A 16,946-nucleotide genomic window follows, 5' to 3' on the forward strand; every position below is an offset into this window, starting at 1 on the left:
CGACGAGTGTCGTTCGGACCGACGGTACCCATGACGACCGGTCCTGGTCCGGCGGACGACGTGAACGGTCACCGAACTCCGTTCTTAGGGACGGCACAGGTCACTGCTTCGGTCCCCTTGTGCCAGCTGCCGAGCATGATCGGCATGACGCAAGACGACCCCACCCTCGACATCGACATCGTCGTCCCCTGCTACAACGAACAGGACACGCTCGCCGCCCACGTCCGACGGCTGCACACGTTCTGCAGGACATCGCTGCACCACTCGTGGCGGATCACCATCGCGGACAACGCCTCGACGGACGACACCGCGCGGATCGCCGAGGACCTCGCTGCGATGCTCCCCGACGTCCGCGCGGTGCACCTGCCGGAGAAGGGCCGTGGCCGGGCGCTCAAGGCCGTGTGGAGTGCGTCCCCGGCGACCGTGCTCGTCTACGTCGACGAGGACCTGTCGACGGACCTCGCCGCCCTCGAGCCGCTCGTCGCCCCGCTGCTGTCCGGACACTCGGACGTCGCGATCGGTACCCGGCTGGCGGAGTCGGCGCGGGTGGTGCGCGGTGGCAAGCGCGAGTTCATCTCCCGCTCGTACAACCTGCTGCTGCGGACCACGATGGGGGTCTCGTTCTCCGACGCGCAGTGCGGCTTCAAGGCGATCACCCGCCAGGCGGCGGAACACGTCCTGCCGCTGTGCGAGGACGACGCGTGGTTCTTCGACACCGAGCTGCTCGTGCTCGCCGAGCACGCGGGACTCCGGATCCACGAGGTCCCCGTCGACTGGGTGGACGACGTCAACTCCTCCGTGCACATCGCCTCCACCGCGACGGAGGACCTCAAGGGGATGTGGCGGGTGTCCCGCGGCATCGCGTCCGGTCGGGTCCCGGTCGCCGAGGTCTACGAGGCGATCGGCCGTCGACCGTTCACCCCGCCGCACGTGGGGATCCTCGGGCAGGTGCTGCGGTTCGGGTCGATCGGGGTCCTCTCCACCGTCGCCTTCGCCCTGCTCTACGCACTGTTCCGACCGGCCATCGGTGCGCAGACGGCCGACTTCCTCGCGCTGCTCGTCACGGCGATCGGCAACACCGCACTGAACCGGCGCTTCACGTTCGGGGTGCGCGGCCGGGCCGGCGCCGGACGACACCACGTGCAGGGGCTCGTCGTGTTCGGCATCGCGTGGGCGATCACGTCCGGGTCGCTCGTGGTGCTGCACGCCACCGCTCCGGGAGCGTCGCACGGGGCCGAGATCGTCGTGCTGACCGCGGCGAACCTCGTCGCCACGGGGGTCCGGTTCGTCCTGTTCAAGGCCTGGGTGTTCCGGACCCGCCGACGTCCGGAGCTCATCCGTCCGGGCACGACACCGGCCGCTGACGCGAGCACGGCAGCCACCGAACCGATCGCCGTCGACGAGCAGACGGGCGAGCGCGCAGCGTGACCCGGCGGGTCGTGGCCGTGGTGTTGCGCGGGCGGTATACCGCGCCGTAGCATCGCACCACCGCACCACAACCCCACAGGGCCCGACTGCCACCACCGGTCTGCCCGCGGCGAGCGCTCCACTGATGCAGCCTGGCCGTCCGCTGCCGGCAACGCCCCACTGGACCCGCACACGTGAACCCCTCCTCCTTCGGTCTCTACGACCCTGCCCGCGAATCGAGCGACTGCGGCGTCGGTTTCATCACCCGGCTCGACGGGACGCCGAGCCACGACGTCATCCGCAAGGGCGACGAAGCGCTCTGCGCGATCCCCCACCGCGGTGGCAAGTCGGCCGAGGGCGTCGGCGACGGCGCGGGCGTCAGCATCGACCTGTCGGTGGAGTTCTTCAGCGCGATCACCGGCGAGGAGCTCCGTGCGGGCCACTTCGGGGTCGCGAACTGCTTCGTGCCGACCGGCACGGACCCGAGCGGCGCCGCCGACCGCGACCGCGCGGTGCAGACGGTGACCGACTCGATCGAGGCGCAGGGCTTCGAGCTCCTGCTCGTCCGTGACGTCCCGGTCGACCACTCCGTCGCCCGGCCCGAGGCCGAGCAGTACCAGCTGCCGATCGTGCAGTGGGTCTTCCGCGCGCCGTCGGACTGGGAGCGCGAGGCCGTGGACCAGGCGGCGAACCGCGCCCTGCTCACGATCGAGGCGATTTCGTACGGCCAGGCTGCTGCCGACCGCGCCGAGCACGCCGCCCTGTACCCGCTGTCGCTCAGCGCGCGGACCCAGATCCTGAAGGGCCGCCTGAACTCCGGCGAGGTCATCGGGTACTTCACGGACCTGCGTGACCCGCGGCACTCGGTCCGGACGCTGTACTTCCACACCCGGTTCTCCACGAACACCGAGCCGCACCCGACGATGGCGCAGCCGTTCCGCCTGATGGCGCACAACGGCGAACTCAACACGGACCGGAAGAACCGGCTGTCCGACGAGGCCCTGGCCCGTGCGCGCACCCGCAGCATCGTCCGTCCGCCCGGGCAGTCCGACTCGAGCCGTCTCGACCAGACCCTGCAGAGCCGCGTGTTCGACGACGGCCTCGAGATCGTCGAGGCTGTGGTGTCGCTCATGCCGCCGGCGTGGGAGAACGACCGCACCCTGACCCCCGACGTGCGCGACATGCTGGAGTACTTCTCGCTGTACGAGGAGAAGAACGACGGCCCGGCTGCGGTGATCTTCAGCGACGGTGACGTCGTCGGTGCACGGCTCGACCGTCTGGGACTGCGCCCGCTGCGCTCGGTGCAGACGTCCGAGTACCTCATGGTGTCGTCGGAGGCCGGCCAGGTGGAGTTCGCCGCCGACGAGGTCGTGCACCGCGGCCGGATCGAGGCGGGCGGCATGCTCGTCGTGGACCACCGCACCGGCACGCTCATGCGCACCCGCGAGGTGCTCGAGATGCTCGCCGCGCGGAAGCCCTACGGGTCGCTGCTCGACGCCGCCCGGGTGAACCTGGACGACCTCCCCGCCCCGGACTACGACCGCACGACCAACACGCTGGGCTACGAGGGCGACCTGTCGCTGCAGGGCCGCTACGTGGCGTACTCGCTGAACCAGGAGAGCTTCCGGTTCATGCTCGACCCGATGCTGCAGAACGGCTCGGAGCGGATCTCGGCGATGGGGTACGGCAACGCCATCAACGCGCTCAGCGACACCGAGGGCGGCATGGCGAAGTACTTCTCGCAGCGCTTCGCCCAGGTGACGAACCCGCCGCTCGACTCCATCCGCGAGGCGGACGGCATGTCGATGCGCGTGGCGCTCGGCGCGAAGCCGGACGGAACGGGCACGACCAGCCGGCAGCTCGTCGTGCAGTCCCCGATCCTGGGGCACCTCGACATGGTGCGGCTGCGTGACCAGGACATCGTGCCGCTGGAGCGGTTCGACATGCTCTACGTGCCGGTGCTCGGCGACGAGCAGGCGAACGCCGACGCGGTCCGCACGGCGACCGAACAGCTCGCCGAGGCCGTCGCGACGTTCGCGGAGCGCAGCGGCGGGATCGCCGTGCTCTCCGACCGCAACGTGTCGTCGACCCATGCACCCCTCCCCGTGATCCTCGCCGTGGCCGCCGTGAACCAGCGGCTCATCGAGACCGGGCTGCGCCTGCGGATCTCCGTCGTCGCCGAGTCCGGTCAGCTGCCATCGTCACACCACGTTGCGACGGCGCTCGGCTTCGGGGCCGCAGCTGTGTACAGCCTCTCCGCGCGCCTCCGTGCGGAGGAGAAGTACCCCGCCGCCCCCGCGCCGGCGGGCGAGCTGACCGCGACGGACCTCGCCCTGAAGCAGTTCCGGAAGGCCGCCGAGAAGGCGCTCGCGAAGACCATGGGTCGCGTGGGGCTCTGCACGGCCGAGAGCTACATCGGCGGCGAGTTCTTCGAGCCGAACTACCTCGACACCCGCGACGACCTGTTCGCCCGGGTCTTCCCGCACATGCAGGCCCCCGTCGGCGGTGTCGGGTTCGCCCGCATCGCCCAGGCGGCGACGGACTGGCACGAGCGTGCCCGCACGGTCGAGTCCGAGGGACAGGTGCCCCTGCTCGGGCTGTTCAAGGAGCGCTCGGACGGTGCCGGTCACTCGTTCGGCGTCGCGAGCGTGCGCGGCTTCGGCGGCATGACCGAGGAGCGTCCGTCCTTCGAGCGCTCCGGGGACTCCGAGGCGTTGCGACTGCTCACCCTCGGCCAGCTGGACGACTCCTTCGGCATCACCGACGCCGCGTACCGGAACACCGGCTACGACCGGCTCAGCGACGCCGAGATCGACGCGCACCGGATCACGCCGGGCTACGTCACCTTCCTGCAGACCACCCACGACGAACGGTCGCGCCGGCCCGCGGCGCTCCGCGACGTGCTCGCGCTGCCCGCCGACGTCACCGGCATCGACGAGGCGGAGGACTTCGCCCGCGAGCTGGGCCGCTTCGCGACCGTGGGCAACGCCAGCGTGACGGTGCGCGGGCTGTCCGGCTCGCGTCCGGCGGACGAGCAGGACCTGCCGGGAGGCGCGGCACGCTTCCGCCTGCGCCTCACCTCGACGGGGACCACGGGTGCACTGCGCCACCAGGCCCTGGCGGACGGGCTCGCGCTGCTGCACCCGGGCCAGGTCGACGTCGACTCCGTCGACGACGCCCAGGTGACGCTCCGCGCCACCGGCACCGCGGTGGACCTGCTCGCACTGCTCGAGAGCGCCCCGGACAGCGTCACGCTCGACGCGGTCCAGCCGGCGCACGAGATCACCCGGACCCTGGCGTCCGGCGCGATGAGCCACGGCGCGCTCGTCGCCACCGCGCACGAGGCAGTGGCGCACGGCACGAACATGGTCGGCGGCATGTCGAACAGCGGCGAGGGCGGCGAGCACCACTCGCGCTACGGCACCATCCGCGGCTCGCGGATCAAGCAGTTCGCCTCCGGCCGGTTCGGCATCTGGGCGGGCTACCTCGCCGACCCGATGCTCGAGGAGCTCGAGATCAAGATCGGGCAGGGCGCGAAACCCGGCGAGGGCGGTCAGCTGCCCGCGCCGAAGGTCACGGTGGACATCGCCGCGGCCCGTGGCGGGACCCCCGGCGTCGAGCTCATCTCGCCGCCGCCGCACCACGACACGTACTCGATCGAGGACCTCGCGCAGCTGATCCACGACTGCAAGGCCGCCCGCGTGCGGGTGATCGTGAAGCTCGTGTCCTCCGAGGGCATCGGCACCATCGCGGTCGGCGTCGCGAAGGCCGGCGCGGACGTCATCAACGTCGCGGGCAACACCGGCGGCACGGGCGCAGCGGCGGTCACGAGCCTGAAGTACGCGGGCCGCTCCGCCGAGATCGGTGTCGCCGAGGTGCACCAGGCCCTCGTCGCGAACGGCCTCCGCCAGAAGGTCACGCTCCGCTGCTCGGGCGCGCACCAGACCGGCTCCGACGTCGTCACGAGCGCGCTGCTCGGCGGCGACAGCTTCGAGTTCGGCACGACCGCGCTGATGATGCTCGGCTGCGTGATGGCGAAGAACTGCAACGTGAAGTGCCCGGCGGGCCTCACCACGAACGCCGAGGCGTTCGAGGGCGACCCGCGCGCGCTCGCGCAGTACCTGCTCAACATCGCGCACGACGTGCGGCAGATCCTCGCCCGCCTCGGCCTGCGCTCCCTGCGCGAGGCCCGCGGTCGCACCGACCTGCTGCAGCTCCTCGACCACCCGGCGAGCGTCGGACGCCTCGACGTCCGGAACCTCCTCGCGCAGGTCCCGGAGAAGGTCGTCGAGGACCCGGAGTACCTCGAGAAGGACTTCCGCACCGACGACGCCCTCATCGAGCAGGTCCGCTCGGCCCTGGTCGACGGCCACGACCACACCGTCTCGATCGACGGCGTGGTCCTCGGCAACGCGGACAAGTCCGTCGGCGGCCAGCTCGGCATCGACGTCGAGCGCCTGCTCAACCACGAGCTGCGCGGCGTCGACCTGTCGGCGCACCCCGCGGTCGCGGCCGACGACCGCGGCCGCCGCCGACTGGTGGACGGCGCGGTCACGATCCGCACGCACGGGTCGGCCGGGCAGTCGTACGGCGTGTTCAACAACGACGGCATCGTGCTCGAGCACACCGGAACCGCGAACGACGGCGTCGGCAAGAGCCAGAGCGGCGGCCGCATCGTGGTCCGGGCGCCCGGCGGCGGCAGCAGCGGTCAGGGCGGCAACGTCCTCGTCGGCAACTTCGCCCTGTTCGGCGCCACCGGCGGCCGCACCTTCGTCGAGGGTGAGGCAGGCGACCGGTTCGCCGTCCGCAACTCCGGCGCGACGGCGGTCGTCGAGGGCGTCGGCGACTTCGGTTGCGAGTACATGACGGGCGGTGCCGTGTTCAACCTCGGCGCGTTCGGCAAGGGGCTCGGCAACGGCATGTCCGGCGGGTTCCTGTACCAGTACGACCCGTCCGGCGAGGTCGCCGAGCGTGCGAGCACCGACTCGCTCCTGGTGTTCCCGGTGACGGACACCGAGCGCGGCGCGTTCCACGAGGCCGCCGCGCGACTGCTGCTCGAGTGGCACCTCGAGGCGACCGGTTCCGCGCTCGCCGAGCGGCTGCTCGCCGCGTGGGAGACCACTCGTCAGCACGTGTACGTCGGCATGCCGCGGGCGCTCCTGCTCACCCAGGACGCCGGCGAGATCCTCGCTGCAGCGACCCGGAACGAGCTGCTCGACGAGTTGGCCACCTCGATCGCGACGGACAAGCTGCGCGCGTTCAAGGTGGACTACCGCGACCAGCGGACCGTGCTCGACGGCCGTGCCCCGGCGCTCGGGGACCAGGGCGACGACATGTTCTCGCTGCTGTCCTCGTACACGGTGCTCGGCGTCGCGCAGGACCACGCGCTCGAGCGGGTGCCGGGGGCTGCCGGCCCGAACGACCCGCGGGTCGCCGAGGCCGTCAAGAACCTCATCCTCACCGAGGACTTCTTCGTGAAGCAGCGGGTCGTGAAGTACCTGCGCGGCACGCTCGACCGGTTCGCGGACGACGAGCTCGCGACCCTCATCGCGATCAAGCGCCTCGACGACTACAAGCGTGCGCTCACGCAGCGGAACAACCGCAGCATGGACGCACCGGGCACCACCGGGTGGATCATGCACCAGAACGCCAAGAACGACGGCCGCGTCCGCGAGGCCCGCTTCGACGAGATGCTCGCGACCGCGGCGCTCGAGGACATCGCCCGCCGTGCCCCGCAGGCGCCGACCGAGGCGGTGTCCGCGTGAGCCTCCTGCCCCCGACCGGGTCGCTGATCCCCGTCGACGCACCGTTCTCGGCCGCCCAGGAGAGCTGGCTGGCCGGGTTCATCGCGGGCATCGCCGCCGCCGGCAAGAAGGCGTCCGGTGCGGCCCCCACGACGACGATCGACGTGCTGTTCGGCACGCAGACCGGCAACGCCGAGTTCCTCGCCGACGAACTGGTCAGCGGCGCGAAGGCCCGCGGGCTCGGCGGCCGGGCGACCCCGCTCGACGCCGTCACCCCCGAGCAGCTCGCCGAGATGTCCCACGTGCTCGTGGTCACCTCGACGTACGGCGAGGGCGAGATGCCCGACAACGCCGGCCTGTTCTGGGACGCGGTCCAGGCGACCACCGTGCCGCGTCTCGAGGGGCTCCAGTACGCGGTGCTCGGCCTCGGCGACACGAGCTACGACGAGTTCTGCCAGGCGGGCAAGCTCCTCGACACCCGCTTCGAGCAGCTCGGCGCGACGCGCATCCACGACCGCGTCGACTGCGACGTGGACTTCGAGGACCCGGCTGCGCTGTGGAGCGCCGCCGTGCTCGACCGACTCGCGGCAGGCGCAGGAGCGCAGCCCGGCGCGTCTGGCCCCGCCGGCGACCCGGCCACGTCGGCGAGCGCGACCGGCGGGGCGGGCGCGAGCCGCGCCTCCCGGCCCGGCTCCCAGTGGAACAAGCGCAACCCGTACCCGTCCGCGCTGGTCGAGAACCGGCTGCTCTCCTCGCCGCGCAGCGCGAAGGAGATCCGGCACTACGAGTTCGACCTGGGCGACTCCGGCATCGAGTACGCCGCCGGCGACGCCCTCGCGGTGGTGCCCGTCAACGACGAGGTCTTCGTCGAGCAGCTGCTCGAACAGGTCGGCGCGAACGGCGGCGAGGCGCTCGACGGACGCCCGATCGCCGAGGTCCTCCGCACCGACCGCGAGATCCGGACGCCGTCGAAGGACCTCATCGCCGACCTCGTGCAGCGCGCACCGTCGAGCGAACTCGCGGCCGTCGTCTCGCACGGCGACAAGCACGAACTCGACCGGTGGCTCTGGGGGCGCGACGTCCTCGACCTGCTCCGCGACGCCGGACCCGCGGCGCCCGGGCTCGACGAGCTGCTGCCGAACCTCCGGCCGCTGCAGGCGCGGCAGTACTCGATCTCGTCGAGCCCGCTCGCCCACCCGGACCGCATCCACCTGACGATCGCCTCGGTCCGCTACGGGGACCCGCACCGCATGTACGCCGGCGTCGCGTCGACGTTCCTCGCCGACCGGGTCTCCCCCGACGGAACCGTCGACGTCTACCTGCAGCCGAACGCCTCGTTCGGGGTGCCGGCGGACGACAGCGCTCCGATGATCATGATCGGCCCGGGCACCGGGATCGCACCGTTCCGCGGCTTCCTGCACGAGCGCGCGGTCTCCGGCGCGACCGGACGGAACTGGCTGTTCTTCGGCGACCAGCACCGCGACACCGACTTCGTGTACGAGGACGAGCTCACGTCGCTGCAGGCGTCCGGCGTGCTGGACCGGCTCGACCTGGCGTTCTCGCGCGACCAGGCCGAGAAGGTCTACGTGCAGACCCGGATGCTGGAGCAGGCTCGGGAGTTGTACGCCTGGCTCGAGGACGGCGGCCACGTGTACGTGTGCGGTGACGCCTCGCGGATGGCGAAGGACGTCGAGGCTGCGCTGCTGTCGGTCATCGGCGGGCAGCGCGGGCGTGGTGACGACGATGCGCAGGCGTACCTCGCCGACATGCGGCGCGGGAAGCGGTACGTCCGCGACGTGTACTGAGCCGCGGGCGCGGCGGGCGCGGCGGCGGCGGGGCGCGGCGGCGGGGCGCGGCGGCGCGGGCTCGCACCGTGCGACCCGCAGTCCGCAGTGTGCGAGGTTCCGTGCTCCGTGCGAGGGAACACGCATCCCACCGTGCGCGGAACCTCGCACGCTGGAGCAAGACGCTCGCACCGTGCGACGCTCGCACCGCGGCGACGCTCGCACCGCGGCGACGCTCGCACCGCGCGACGCTCGCACCGCGCGACGCCATCGTCCCGGTGCGGAACCCGAATCCACGCCGGGACGACGGTGAGGGGGCGCAGTGGCGTGGAGGCTCCTGATCCGGGACTCCGCGCGGGTCGCGTGGTTCCCCCCTTCGACCGCCGAACGGGCCGGTCCCGGCTCCCTGGGCCGGAGCGGACGCTCACGCGGTACCACGAACATACGGGGGTGCACGTCGGTGCGGAACCCGTTGACGAGAAATCGTCGACGTGCTATCGGCCGGAGTCGTCGGCCGCGTCGCCCGGGACCACCGCGCGGGACCACGCCGAGTCCTCGGCGGTGCTGGTGTCCGGCGGCTCGGGGGTGAGCACGAGACCGGACCCCGAGGTCGCGGCGGCGTAGAGCTCGTCGAGCCAACTGCGGTTGATCGACGGGACCCGGCTGCCGGAGAACTTGAAGTGCAGCGCCACGTCCGGGTGCAGCCAGATGGCGCTCCGGCCGTCGCCGCGCAGGACGTCGTCCTTCCACGAGAACACGAACCGGTGTTCTCGCCGGAGCAGGTTCACGATGACGATCTGCAGGTGCGTCAGCGCGCGGTCGTCCACGACGAGGTCGAGCTGCTCGCCGGAGTAGATCAGGTGACCCATGCATCCTTCTACACCGGAATGCTTGTGCGGCCCGCGCTGCCGGCGTAACGTGCAACCAAATGGTTGTACGAATGGAACTGAGTGACGCCGAGGTCGACCGGGTGTTCCACGCCCTGGCCGACGCGACCCGGCGGGACATCGTCCGTCGGACGCTCGTCGGCGAAGCCTCGGTGAGCGCGCTCGCGGACGCCTACGCGATGTCGTTCGCCGCCGTCCAGAAGCACGTCGCCGTCCTCGCCGGAGCCGGCCTCGTGACGAAGGAGGCCCACGGCCGCACGCGCATCGTGCGCGCCGACCCCGCGCAGATCGACCGGGTCCGCGGTCTGCTCGACGCCTACGCGGACCTCTGGCGCGGCCGGATCGACCGGCTCGACGCACTCCTCGGAGCAGACCACGCGGGGCGCGACCGTGCGCCGCGCGGAGACGACCGTGCGCCGCGCGGAGACGACCGTGCACCCCGCGGAGACGACCGTGCGCCGCGCGGAGAACACGACCGACCACAAGGGAGCCACTGATGCCGACCACGTCCGTCCACACCGACCCCGAGACACGCACGATGACCCTCGTGGCCGAGTTCCCCGTCCCCGTCGAGCGGCTCTGGGGTGCCTTCGCCGACCCACGGCAGCTCGAACGGTTCTGGGGACCGCCCGGGTTCCCCGCCACCTTCACGTCGTTCGACCTGCGCCCCGGCGGACGAGCCGACTACCGGATGACCTCGCCGCAGGGTGAACGGTTCCTCTCCCTGTGGCGGATCAGCGAGGTGGACGAACCGCACCGGATCGTCTTCGAGGACCTGTTCTCCACCGAGGACGGCGCCGTCGACGAGGCGATGCCGGCGAGCGAGACCGTGCTGTCCTTCGAGCCCGCCGGCGAGGGCTCCCGGGTGACCGTGCGCACGTCGTTCAGCTCGGACGAGGACCTCGACCGGATGCTCGAGATGGGCATGCTCGAGGGCTACACGCAGGCGTTCGGACAGCTCGACACCGTGCTCGCGGACCTCCGCGCGTACGCCCTCGGCACGGGCACCACCACGGAGCTCGTCGACGACACGCACGTGACGATCACCCGCGCGTTCGACGCACCGCGGCACCTGCTCTGGCGCGCGCACACCGAGCCGGAACTGCTGCGCCGCTGGCTGCTCGGGCCGGACGGGTGGGAGATGACCGTGTGCGAGAACGACCTCGTCGTCGGTGGCTCCTTCCGGAACGCCTGGGCACCGGTCGGCGACACCGCGGGCGAGGCCTTCGGCTTCGAGGGCGAGAACCTCGTGATCGACCCCGAACGGCGGATGGTCACGACCGAGCGGTTGACCGGGGCGCCGTTTCCGGCGAACGTCAACGACCTGCAGTTCGACGAAGCGGACGGTGTGACGCTGATGACGCTGCGCATCACCTACCCGGACCAGGTGCAGCGGGACACGGTCCTCGCCACCGGGATGACGGACGGCATGGAGGCGAGCTACGCACGCCTCGAGCGCGAGGTCCTGACCGCCACGGCGTGACGCCTCCGTGCACGCTCGTTCCCATCACGCGTGCAGTAGGAAGCGGGATCGCGCGTGGGGTGCCGGGAGGAACGGCCCACCATGCGCGGAACGGCCTCCCACACGCGGAACGGCCCACCACGCGCGGAACGGGCCACCAGGCGCGGAACGGGCCACGAGAAGGACGGGAGGCGCGGTGCCAGCCGGCACCGTGCCTCCCGTCCGTCACCCGTCAGGCCGAGGCGGTCGCCTCGTAGCGGCGGGCACCGCCGCGCACGCCGGCGAACCGGTACGGCCCGGCCGTGACACGCGGACGCTCGACGTCCTCGCTCGTCGCGGCGCCGGCGGCGTGGAGCTCCCGGTAGGCGTCCACCGTCAGCGGTACCCGGGCCGCGAGGAGCTCGCGGACGCGGCCCTGCCGACGGTGCTCCCGGTAGTCCGGCTGCACGATGCCGGTGATGAGCTCGCCGACGCTGCCCGAACCGTAGCTGAACAGCCCGATCCGCTCGCCCGCCAGGTCGTCGTCGAGGTCGAGCAGTGCCGCGAGCCCGATCCAGAGCGACGCGGTGTACGTGTTGCCGGTCTGCTTGTTGTAGGTGAACCCGAGCGCGAGCTCTGCCTCGTCGAACGGCACACCGACGTGCTGCGTCAGCTTCCGGTGCGCCTTCAGGGCCATCTTCGTGAAGGGCTGGTGGTGCACGAACCGCACGATGTCCTCGTACGCGGGGCCGCCCTGCGCGGCCAGGTCGTCCCACGCCCCGACGAACGCGTCGACGTAGGCGCTGACCGACAGCCGGCCGTCGACGAGCGCGGTGGAGCGGTCGTTCGGACGCCAGAAGTCGTCGACGTCCGCGGTGAAGACGCCGGCGGCGGCCTCGAGCTCGACGAGGTCCGGGTCGGCGGCGATGAGAATCGCCGCCGCGCCCGCACCCTGGGTCGGCTCGGCGGCGGTGTCGACGTCGTAGCGGGCGACGTCGGCCGCGATGACGAGCACGCGCTCGTGCGGGGCGCGGGCGACGATGCCGAGGGCGAGCTGGACGGCAGCGGTCCCGCCGTAGCAGGCCTGCTTCAGCTCGACGACGCGGACGTTCTGCGGCAGGCCGAGCAGCCCGTGCACGAACACCCCGGCGGCCTTGGACTGGTCGACGCCGGACTCGGTCGCGAACAGCACCGTGCGGATGCCCTCGACGCCGTGCCGGTCGACGATCTCCTTCGCCGCGGCGGCGCCCATCGTGACGATGTCCTCGTCCGGCGCAGGCACGCTGAACGCGTCCTGCCCGATGCCGACGTGGTACTTCGCCGGGTCCACGCCGAGTCGCTCGGCCAGGTCGTCGAGCTCGAGCACGTGGTGTCCGGTGGCGACGGCGAGGTCGTGGATGCCGATGCGGGTCATGCTGCGCCTCCGGCGGGCTTCGAGCCGCGACGTTCCATCGCGACGTGGGCGGCCATCAGCTCGCCCGGGTTCGTCTGCGCGGCGAGCAGGGAGAGCTCACCGCAGAGGACCGTGGCGGCGCACAGGGCGGCGAGGCGACGGGCGTTCTCGCCGGGTTCCCGATCCTCGCGGCAGCCGAGGCGCACCAGGGCGTCCTCGACGACGGGCAGGTCCCCGCCCTTGCCGTTGCCGACGGTGCCGACGATCAGGTGCGGGAGCGAGGTCGAGAAGTACAGGTCGTTCCCGCGGACGGTCGCGCTCGTGATGCCCTGGGACCCCTCGACGATGTTCGCCGCGTCCTGCCCGGTGGCCAGGTAGAAGCCGAGGAGCATGTTCGCGTAGTGGGCGTTCGCGGAGCGCAGTGCACCGGCGATGGTGGAGCCGACGAGGTTCTTCGCGACGTTCAGCTCGGCGATGCGCTCGGGGGTGCTGCGGAGGCGCTTCTCGACGATCTCCCCGGGGATGACGATCTCGGCGACGGTGTTGCGCCCGCGGCCGCGGATCCCGTTCACCGCGGTGGCCTTCTTGTCGGTGCAGAAGTTGCCCGAGACGGACACGTACCGCAGGCCCGGCTCCCACGCGAGGATCGCCGGCAGCAGCTTGTCCGCCGCCTGCGTCACCATGTTGTGGCCCGAGGCGTCGCCCGTGGTGAACGCGAAGCGCAGGAAGAGCAGGTCCCCGACGATCTCCGGGTGCACCTCGATGAGCTTCGCGAACCGGCTCTGCCCGGCGACGAGCTGCTCGAGCTCGTCCTGCCGCGCCAGGATCCGACCGGTCGCGAGGTGCGCGGCGGCAGCGCTCTCGGCACGGACCACGACGGAGCGGGTCATGCGCTCGTCGACCACGGTCGCGACGATGCCGCCCTCGACCATGCGCGAGATGCGGGCGCCCCGGCCGACGGACGGCCACAGCGGCGACTCGTAGGTGGCGAGCGGCACCTCGTGCTCGCCCTCCACCGCGTTGCCGCTGATGCGGATCGGCCCCACCCACTTCGTGGGGATCGGGGTCAGCAGGTCAGTCATCGACGCTCCCTTCGGGCGCTTGCACCGCGACGCTGAGGTGTCTGATGTCGTGCGCCTCCCAGGCGCGGTGGATGCCGGCGAGGTCGGTGTCCGCCGGGACGAGCGCGATGCCGCAGTCGCCGCCGCCGGCACCGGACGGCTTCGCCGCCCCGCCCGCGGCCTCGACGACGTCGCACAGGGTCGCGAGGCGTTCGGTCTCGATCTGCGAGCCGACGGACGCGCCGAGGCGCTGCATCAGCACGCGCGCGCGGCGCAGGGCGTCCAGCGTCATCGACGTGTCGCCGGTCTGGAGGCCCGTGGTCAGGTCGTCGACGCAGGCGCGGCTCTCGTCGAGGAACGCCTGGTAGCCGCCGTTCCGGTGCCGGCGGACGACCCCGACGAGCTTGGTGGTGGACGCGGGCGAGCCGGTCCAGCCGACGAGCAGTTCGAGGTGCTCGGGAGCGGGCAGCCGCTGGACGTCGAAGCCCGCCCACGCTTCGGCGTCGGCCAGGACGTCGGTGGCGGTCCGGGCGTCGAGCTCCCGCGTGAGTCGTTCGCGGTCCGGGGCGCTGTAGCGCAGCCACCCGCCGAACGTGCTCGCTGCCAGGTCCCCGCCGGACGCGCGCGGGTTGACCCGGATCGTCGCGAGCAGGGCCAGCTGGAAGCGCTTCCGCTGCGTGAGCCCGAGGCCGTAGAAGCGGTCGAGGGCGCCGACGGTGGCGACCGTGACGGCGGCGGACGACCCGAGCCCGAACTTGCGGCCGCTGGCGTCGTCGAGCTGGCTGTGGATGCGGAGGTCGTGGAAGCGCGGCGCGATGCCCTGCTCCTGCCGGAGCTTCTCGACGAGGTCGATCGTGGCCATCACGTAGTCGTACGGGTGGTGCTCGGTGTCGAGCGCGATGCCGTCCTCGGCGCGGGTCCAGGTCACGGGGAGGTGCCCGTACTCCTCGGAGTGCACGCTGCCCGAACCGCGCCCCTCGGTGACCCGCGCCGTGATCGCGCGGTCGAGGGCGATGAGCACGGACGGCTGGCCCGGCTCGACGACGGCGTACTCCCCCGCGACGAACAGCTTGCCGTGGGCCCGGAACTCGATCACGCGGTGTGCTCCTCCTGGTCGGGTGCGACGCCCGGGTCGGGCGTCCCCGTTCCTTCGGAGCGGACCACGCGCGCGGCGGGTCCGGTGCCGGACTCGATGACGTCGCCGAAGTCGGCGAGCGCGGACGCGACGGCGCCGCGGTCGGCCGGCTGCGTCAGCACGACCACGTTCGGGCCGGCGTCGGCGGTGGCGTACGCCTCGACCCCGGCGGCGCGGAGCTCGGCCACGGCGTCGAACACGGCGACGCTGCGGGCGTTCAGGTAGCGGATCGGGGGGAACGCGCCCTCGATCGTGGCGTGCATGCGGAGGGCGTTGCTCTCGGTGATCTCCCCGATGCGGGTGAAGTCGCCGGCGGCGCAGGCGTCGAGCATGTCGCCGACGGTCTCGGTCGTCGAGGTCACCCAGGCGGGGTAGAACGGCGACGTCGCGATGGTGCGGCGCATGGCCTCCCGCGAGCCGATCGGCTTCGGGCCGGCGTCGATCGTCACGACGACCATGGCCATCGGCGGAGCGGGGATCGGCTCCGCGTAGGAGCCCTGGTCGTCGCCGGCGTGCCAGACGGCCACGCCGCCGGGGATCGACCGCGTGGCCGAGCCCGAGCCGCGACGCGCGAGCCGGGACAGGTCGCGCGGGGAGAGGTCGAGGCCGTACGCCGCCGAGGCCGCGGTGGCGAGCGCCGCGAACCCCGAGGCGCTCGAGGCCAGTCCGGCACCGGTCGGCACGGTGTTCTCGGAGACGACGCTCGCGCGCGCGTCCGTCCCGGCGAGGTCGCGCACGAGGTCGAGGAACTCCTGTACCCGCACCAGCGCACCGTCCTCGACGACGTGCCCGTTCAGGGTGAACCCGTCACGGGCCAGCTGCCCCTGTCGCACGCCGCCGTCGACCGTGACGGTCGTCGTCGTCGGGAACACGTCGAGCCCCATCGAGACGCTGCCCGTCGCGGGCAGCGCGAGCGCGGCGTCCGCCTTGCCCCAGTACTTGACGAGGGCGATGTTGGGGTGCGCGACGGCGGTGGCGGTCATCAAGCGCGGGCTCCGATCGTGGTGGTCCAGGTGGCTGCGGCACCTGCGCCGCGGAAGGCGGCCGCGATGCGGTCCGCGTGTTCGTCGTCCGTGGCGAGGGCGAGGACGCATCCCCCACGCCCGCCGCCGGTGAGCTTCGCGCCCAGGGCGTCCGCACCGCGTGCGGCGCCGACGAGGCGGTCCAGGTCGTCGCTCGACACGTCGAGGGCGACCAGGAGGTCGTGCGCGGCGTCCATCGTGGCACCGAGTCCCTGTGCGTCGCCGTCGACGAGGGTGCCGCGGGCCCGGACCGCCAGGGCGCCGATGCGGTCGATCACGACGTCGACGGACGACGGGTCGGCGTCGTGGCGCTCGCGCACCGCGGCCACGGCCTCGCGCGTGTGTCCGGGGACGCCGGAGTCGGCCACGACGAACGTGAACGAGGAGCCGAGCTCCACCGGCTCGATACGGCCGCCCTCGAACCAGACCGGGGCGTCCGCGACCACGCCGCGGGCGTCGAGTCCGGACGGACGCCCGTGCGCGACGCGCTCGCACGCCTGGATGAGGTCGTGGTGGGTCTCGTCGTCGAGCGTCTCGCCGAGGGCGTCGGCCACCGCTGCCGTCACCGCTGCCGCCACCGCGGCGCTCGACCCCATGCCGCGCGCCGTCGGGACCTCGCTGTCCACGCGGACGTGGAAGTGCCGGTCGGTGACCCCGAAGTGGTCGAGCGTCGCGGTGACGGCCGTGACGGTGGGCATCACGGCGGCGGGAGCGAGGTCGAGCGGGCCGGTGTGGACCGCGGACTCCAGGCGGTGACCGGGGGCGTCGGTGCCCCCCGCCGGGACCGGGGTGACGGTCGCGAGGACCCGGGCGTCCAGGACCGGCAGCACGAGCGCGGGTGCGCCGTAGACCACGGCGTGCTCCCCGATGAGGATCGTCTTGCCGTGGGATGACGCCTTCCCGGTGCGGCTGGGGGTGCCGGCTGCTCCGGGCGTCGCTGTGTGGTCGAGGTCGTTGCTGGTCATCGTGGGTCACGTCAGCCTAACCGTCCGCGCCATGGGTCTGCTCGACGGTGTCCGTACCCCGGCCGGGAGCCGGCTCCACGCGGGTCGGCGGACGGGCGTACCGTGAT

At 72.4% G+C, this 16,946-nt stretch carries 11 protein-coding genes; 5 read left to right on the top strand and 6 right to left on the bottom strand.

Going from position 1 to position 16,946, the window contains the following annotated elements; translation table 11 throughout:
* Positions 1-135: 135 nt before the first annotated feature.
* From ACRQ4B_RS16865 to ACRQ4B_RS16875, 3 genes are all read left to right on the top strand, one after another.
* Positions 136-1,428 carry a glycosyltransferase gene (locus tag ACRQ4B_RS16865; protein ID WP_439692543.1) on the top strand — a complete coding sequence of 431 codons (1,293 nt, stop codon included), beginning with the start codon at positions 136-138 and terminating at the stop codon, positions 1,426-1,428.
* Positions 1,429-1,601: 173 nt separating this feature from the next.
* Complete coding sequence (locus ACRQ4B_RS16870) at positions 1,602-7,172, top strand: glutamate synthase-related protein (RefSeq protein WP_439692544.1); 5,571 nt, start codon at positions 1,602-1,604, stop codon at positions 7,170-7,172.
* The gene (locus ACRQ4B_RS16875; RefSeq protein WP_439692545.1) at positions 7,169-8,956 is read left to right on the top strand and encodes a sulfite reductase subunit alpha; all 1,788 of its coding nucleotides are present in this window, start codon (positions 7,169-7,171) and stop codon (positions 8,954-8,956) included. The genes ACRQ4B_RS16870 and ACRQ4B_RS16875 overlap by 4 nt, the downstream gene beginning before the upstream one ends.
* Positions 8,957-9,429: 473 nt before the next feature.
* On the opposite strand, the gene ACRQ4B_RS16880 is transcribed toward ACRQ4B_RS16875, so the two are convergent.
* Positions 9,430-9,804: a DUF7882 family protein gene (locus ACRQ4B_RS16880; protein WP_439692546.1), complete on the bottom strand. Its 375-nt coding sequence runs from the start codon at positions 9,802-9,804 to the stop codon at positions 9,430-9,432.
* A gap of 71 nt (positions 9,805-9,875) precedes the next feature.
* Here ACRQ4B_RS16880 and ACRQ4B_RS16885 point away from each other — a divergent pair, with 71 nt between their 5' ends.
* Both ACRQ4B_RS16885 and ACRQ4B_RS16890 read left to right on the top strand, forming a co-directional pair.
* Positions 9,876-10,319, top strand: coding sequence for an ArsR/SmtB family transcription factor (locus tag ACRQ4B_RS16885; protein WP_439692547.1), 444 nt, complete (start codon positions 9,876-9,878; stop codon positions 10,317-10,319).
* Positions 10,319-11,305, top strand: a complete 987-nt coding sequence (locus ACRQ4B_RS16890) for an SRPBCC family protein (RefSeq protein ID WP_439692548.1) — start codon at positions 10,319-10,321, stop codon at positions 11,303-11,305. Before ACRQ4B_RS16885 ends, ACRQ4B_RS16890 begins: the two co-directional genes overlap by 1 nt.
* Positions 11,306-11,516: 211 nt before the next feature.
* On the opposite strand, the gene ACRQ4B_RS16895 is transcribed toward ACRQ4B_RS16890, so the two are convergent.
* Genes ACRQ4B_RS16895 through mvk form a run of 5 tightly spaced genes read right to left on the bottom strand, consistent with a single transcriptional unit; the run spans position 11,517 to position 16,839 of the window.
* Entirely contained in the window at positions 11,517-12,677 is a 1,161-nt protein-coding gene (locus tag ACRQ4B_RS16895; protein ID WP_439692549.1) for a hydroxymethylglutaryl-CoA synthase, read from the bottom strand.
* Positions 12,674-13,738 (bottom strand): hydroxymethylglutaryl-CoA reductase, encoded by a 1,065-nt coding sequence (locus ACRQ4B_RS16900; protein ID WP_439692550.1) that lies wholly within the window; start codon positions 13,736-13,738, stop codon positions 12,674-12,676. The genes ACRQ4B_RS16895 and ACRQ4B_RS16900 overlap by 4 nt, the downstream gene beginning before the upstream one ends.
* Positions 13,731-14,813 carry a phosphomevalonate kinase gene (locus ACRQ4B_RS16905; RefSeq protein ID WP_439692551.1) on the bottom strand — a complete coding sequence of 361 codons (1,083 nt, stop codon included), beginning with the start codon at positions 14,811-14,813 and terminating at the stop codon, positions 13,731-13,733. Before ACRQ4B_RS16905 ends, ACRQ4B_RS16900 begins: the two co-directional genes overlap by 8 nt.
* Complete coding sequence (mvaD, locus tag ACRQ4B_RS16910; protein ID WP_439692552.1) at positions 14,810-15,835, bottom strand: diphosphomevalonate decarboxylase; 1,026 nt, start codon at positions 15,833-15,835, stop codon at positions 14,810-14,812. The genes ACRQ4B_RS16905 and mvaD overlap by 4 nt, the downstream gene beginning before the upstream one ends.
* Positions 15,835-16,839, bottom strand: coding sequence for a mevalonate kinase (gene mvk / locus ACRQ4B_RS16915; RefSeq protein WP_439692553.1), 1,005 nt, complete (start codon positions 16,837-16,839; stop codon positions 15,835-15,837). The genes mvaD and mvk overlap by 1 nt, the downstream gene beginning before the upstream one ends.
* Positions 16,840-16,946 lie beyond the last annotated feature (107 nt).

Origin of the sequence: Curtobacterium sp. SP.BCo (assembly GCF_051903265.1) — a bacterium.
GTDB lineage: Bacteria > Actinomycetota > Actinomycetes > Actinomycetales > Microbacteriaceae > Curtobacterium.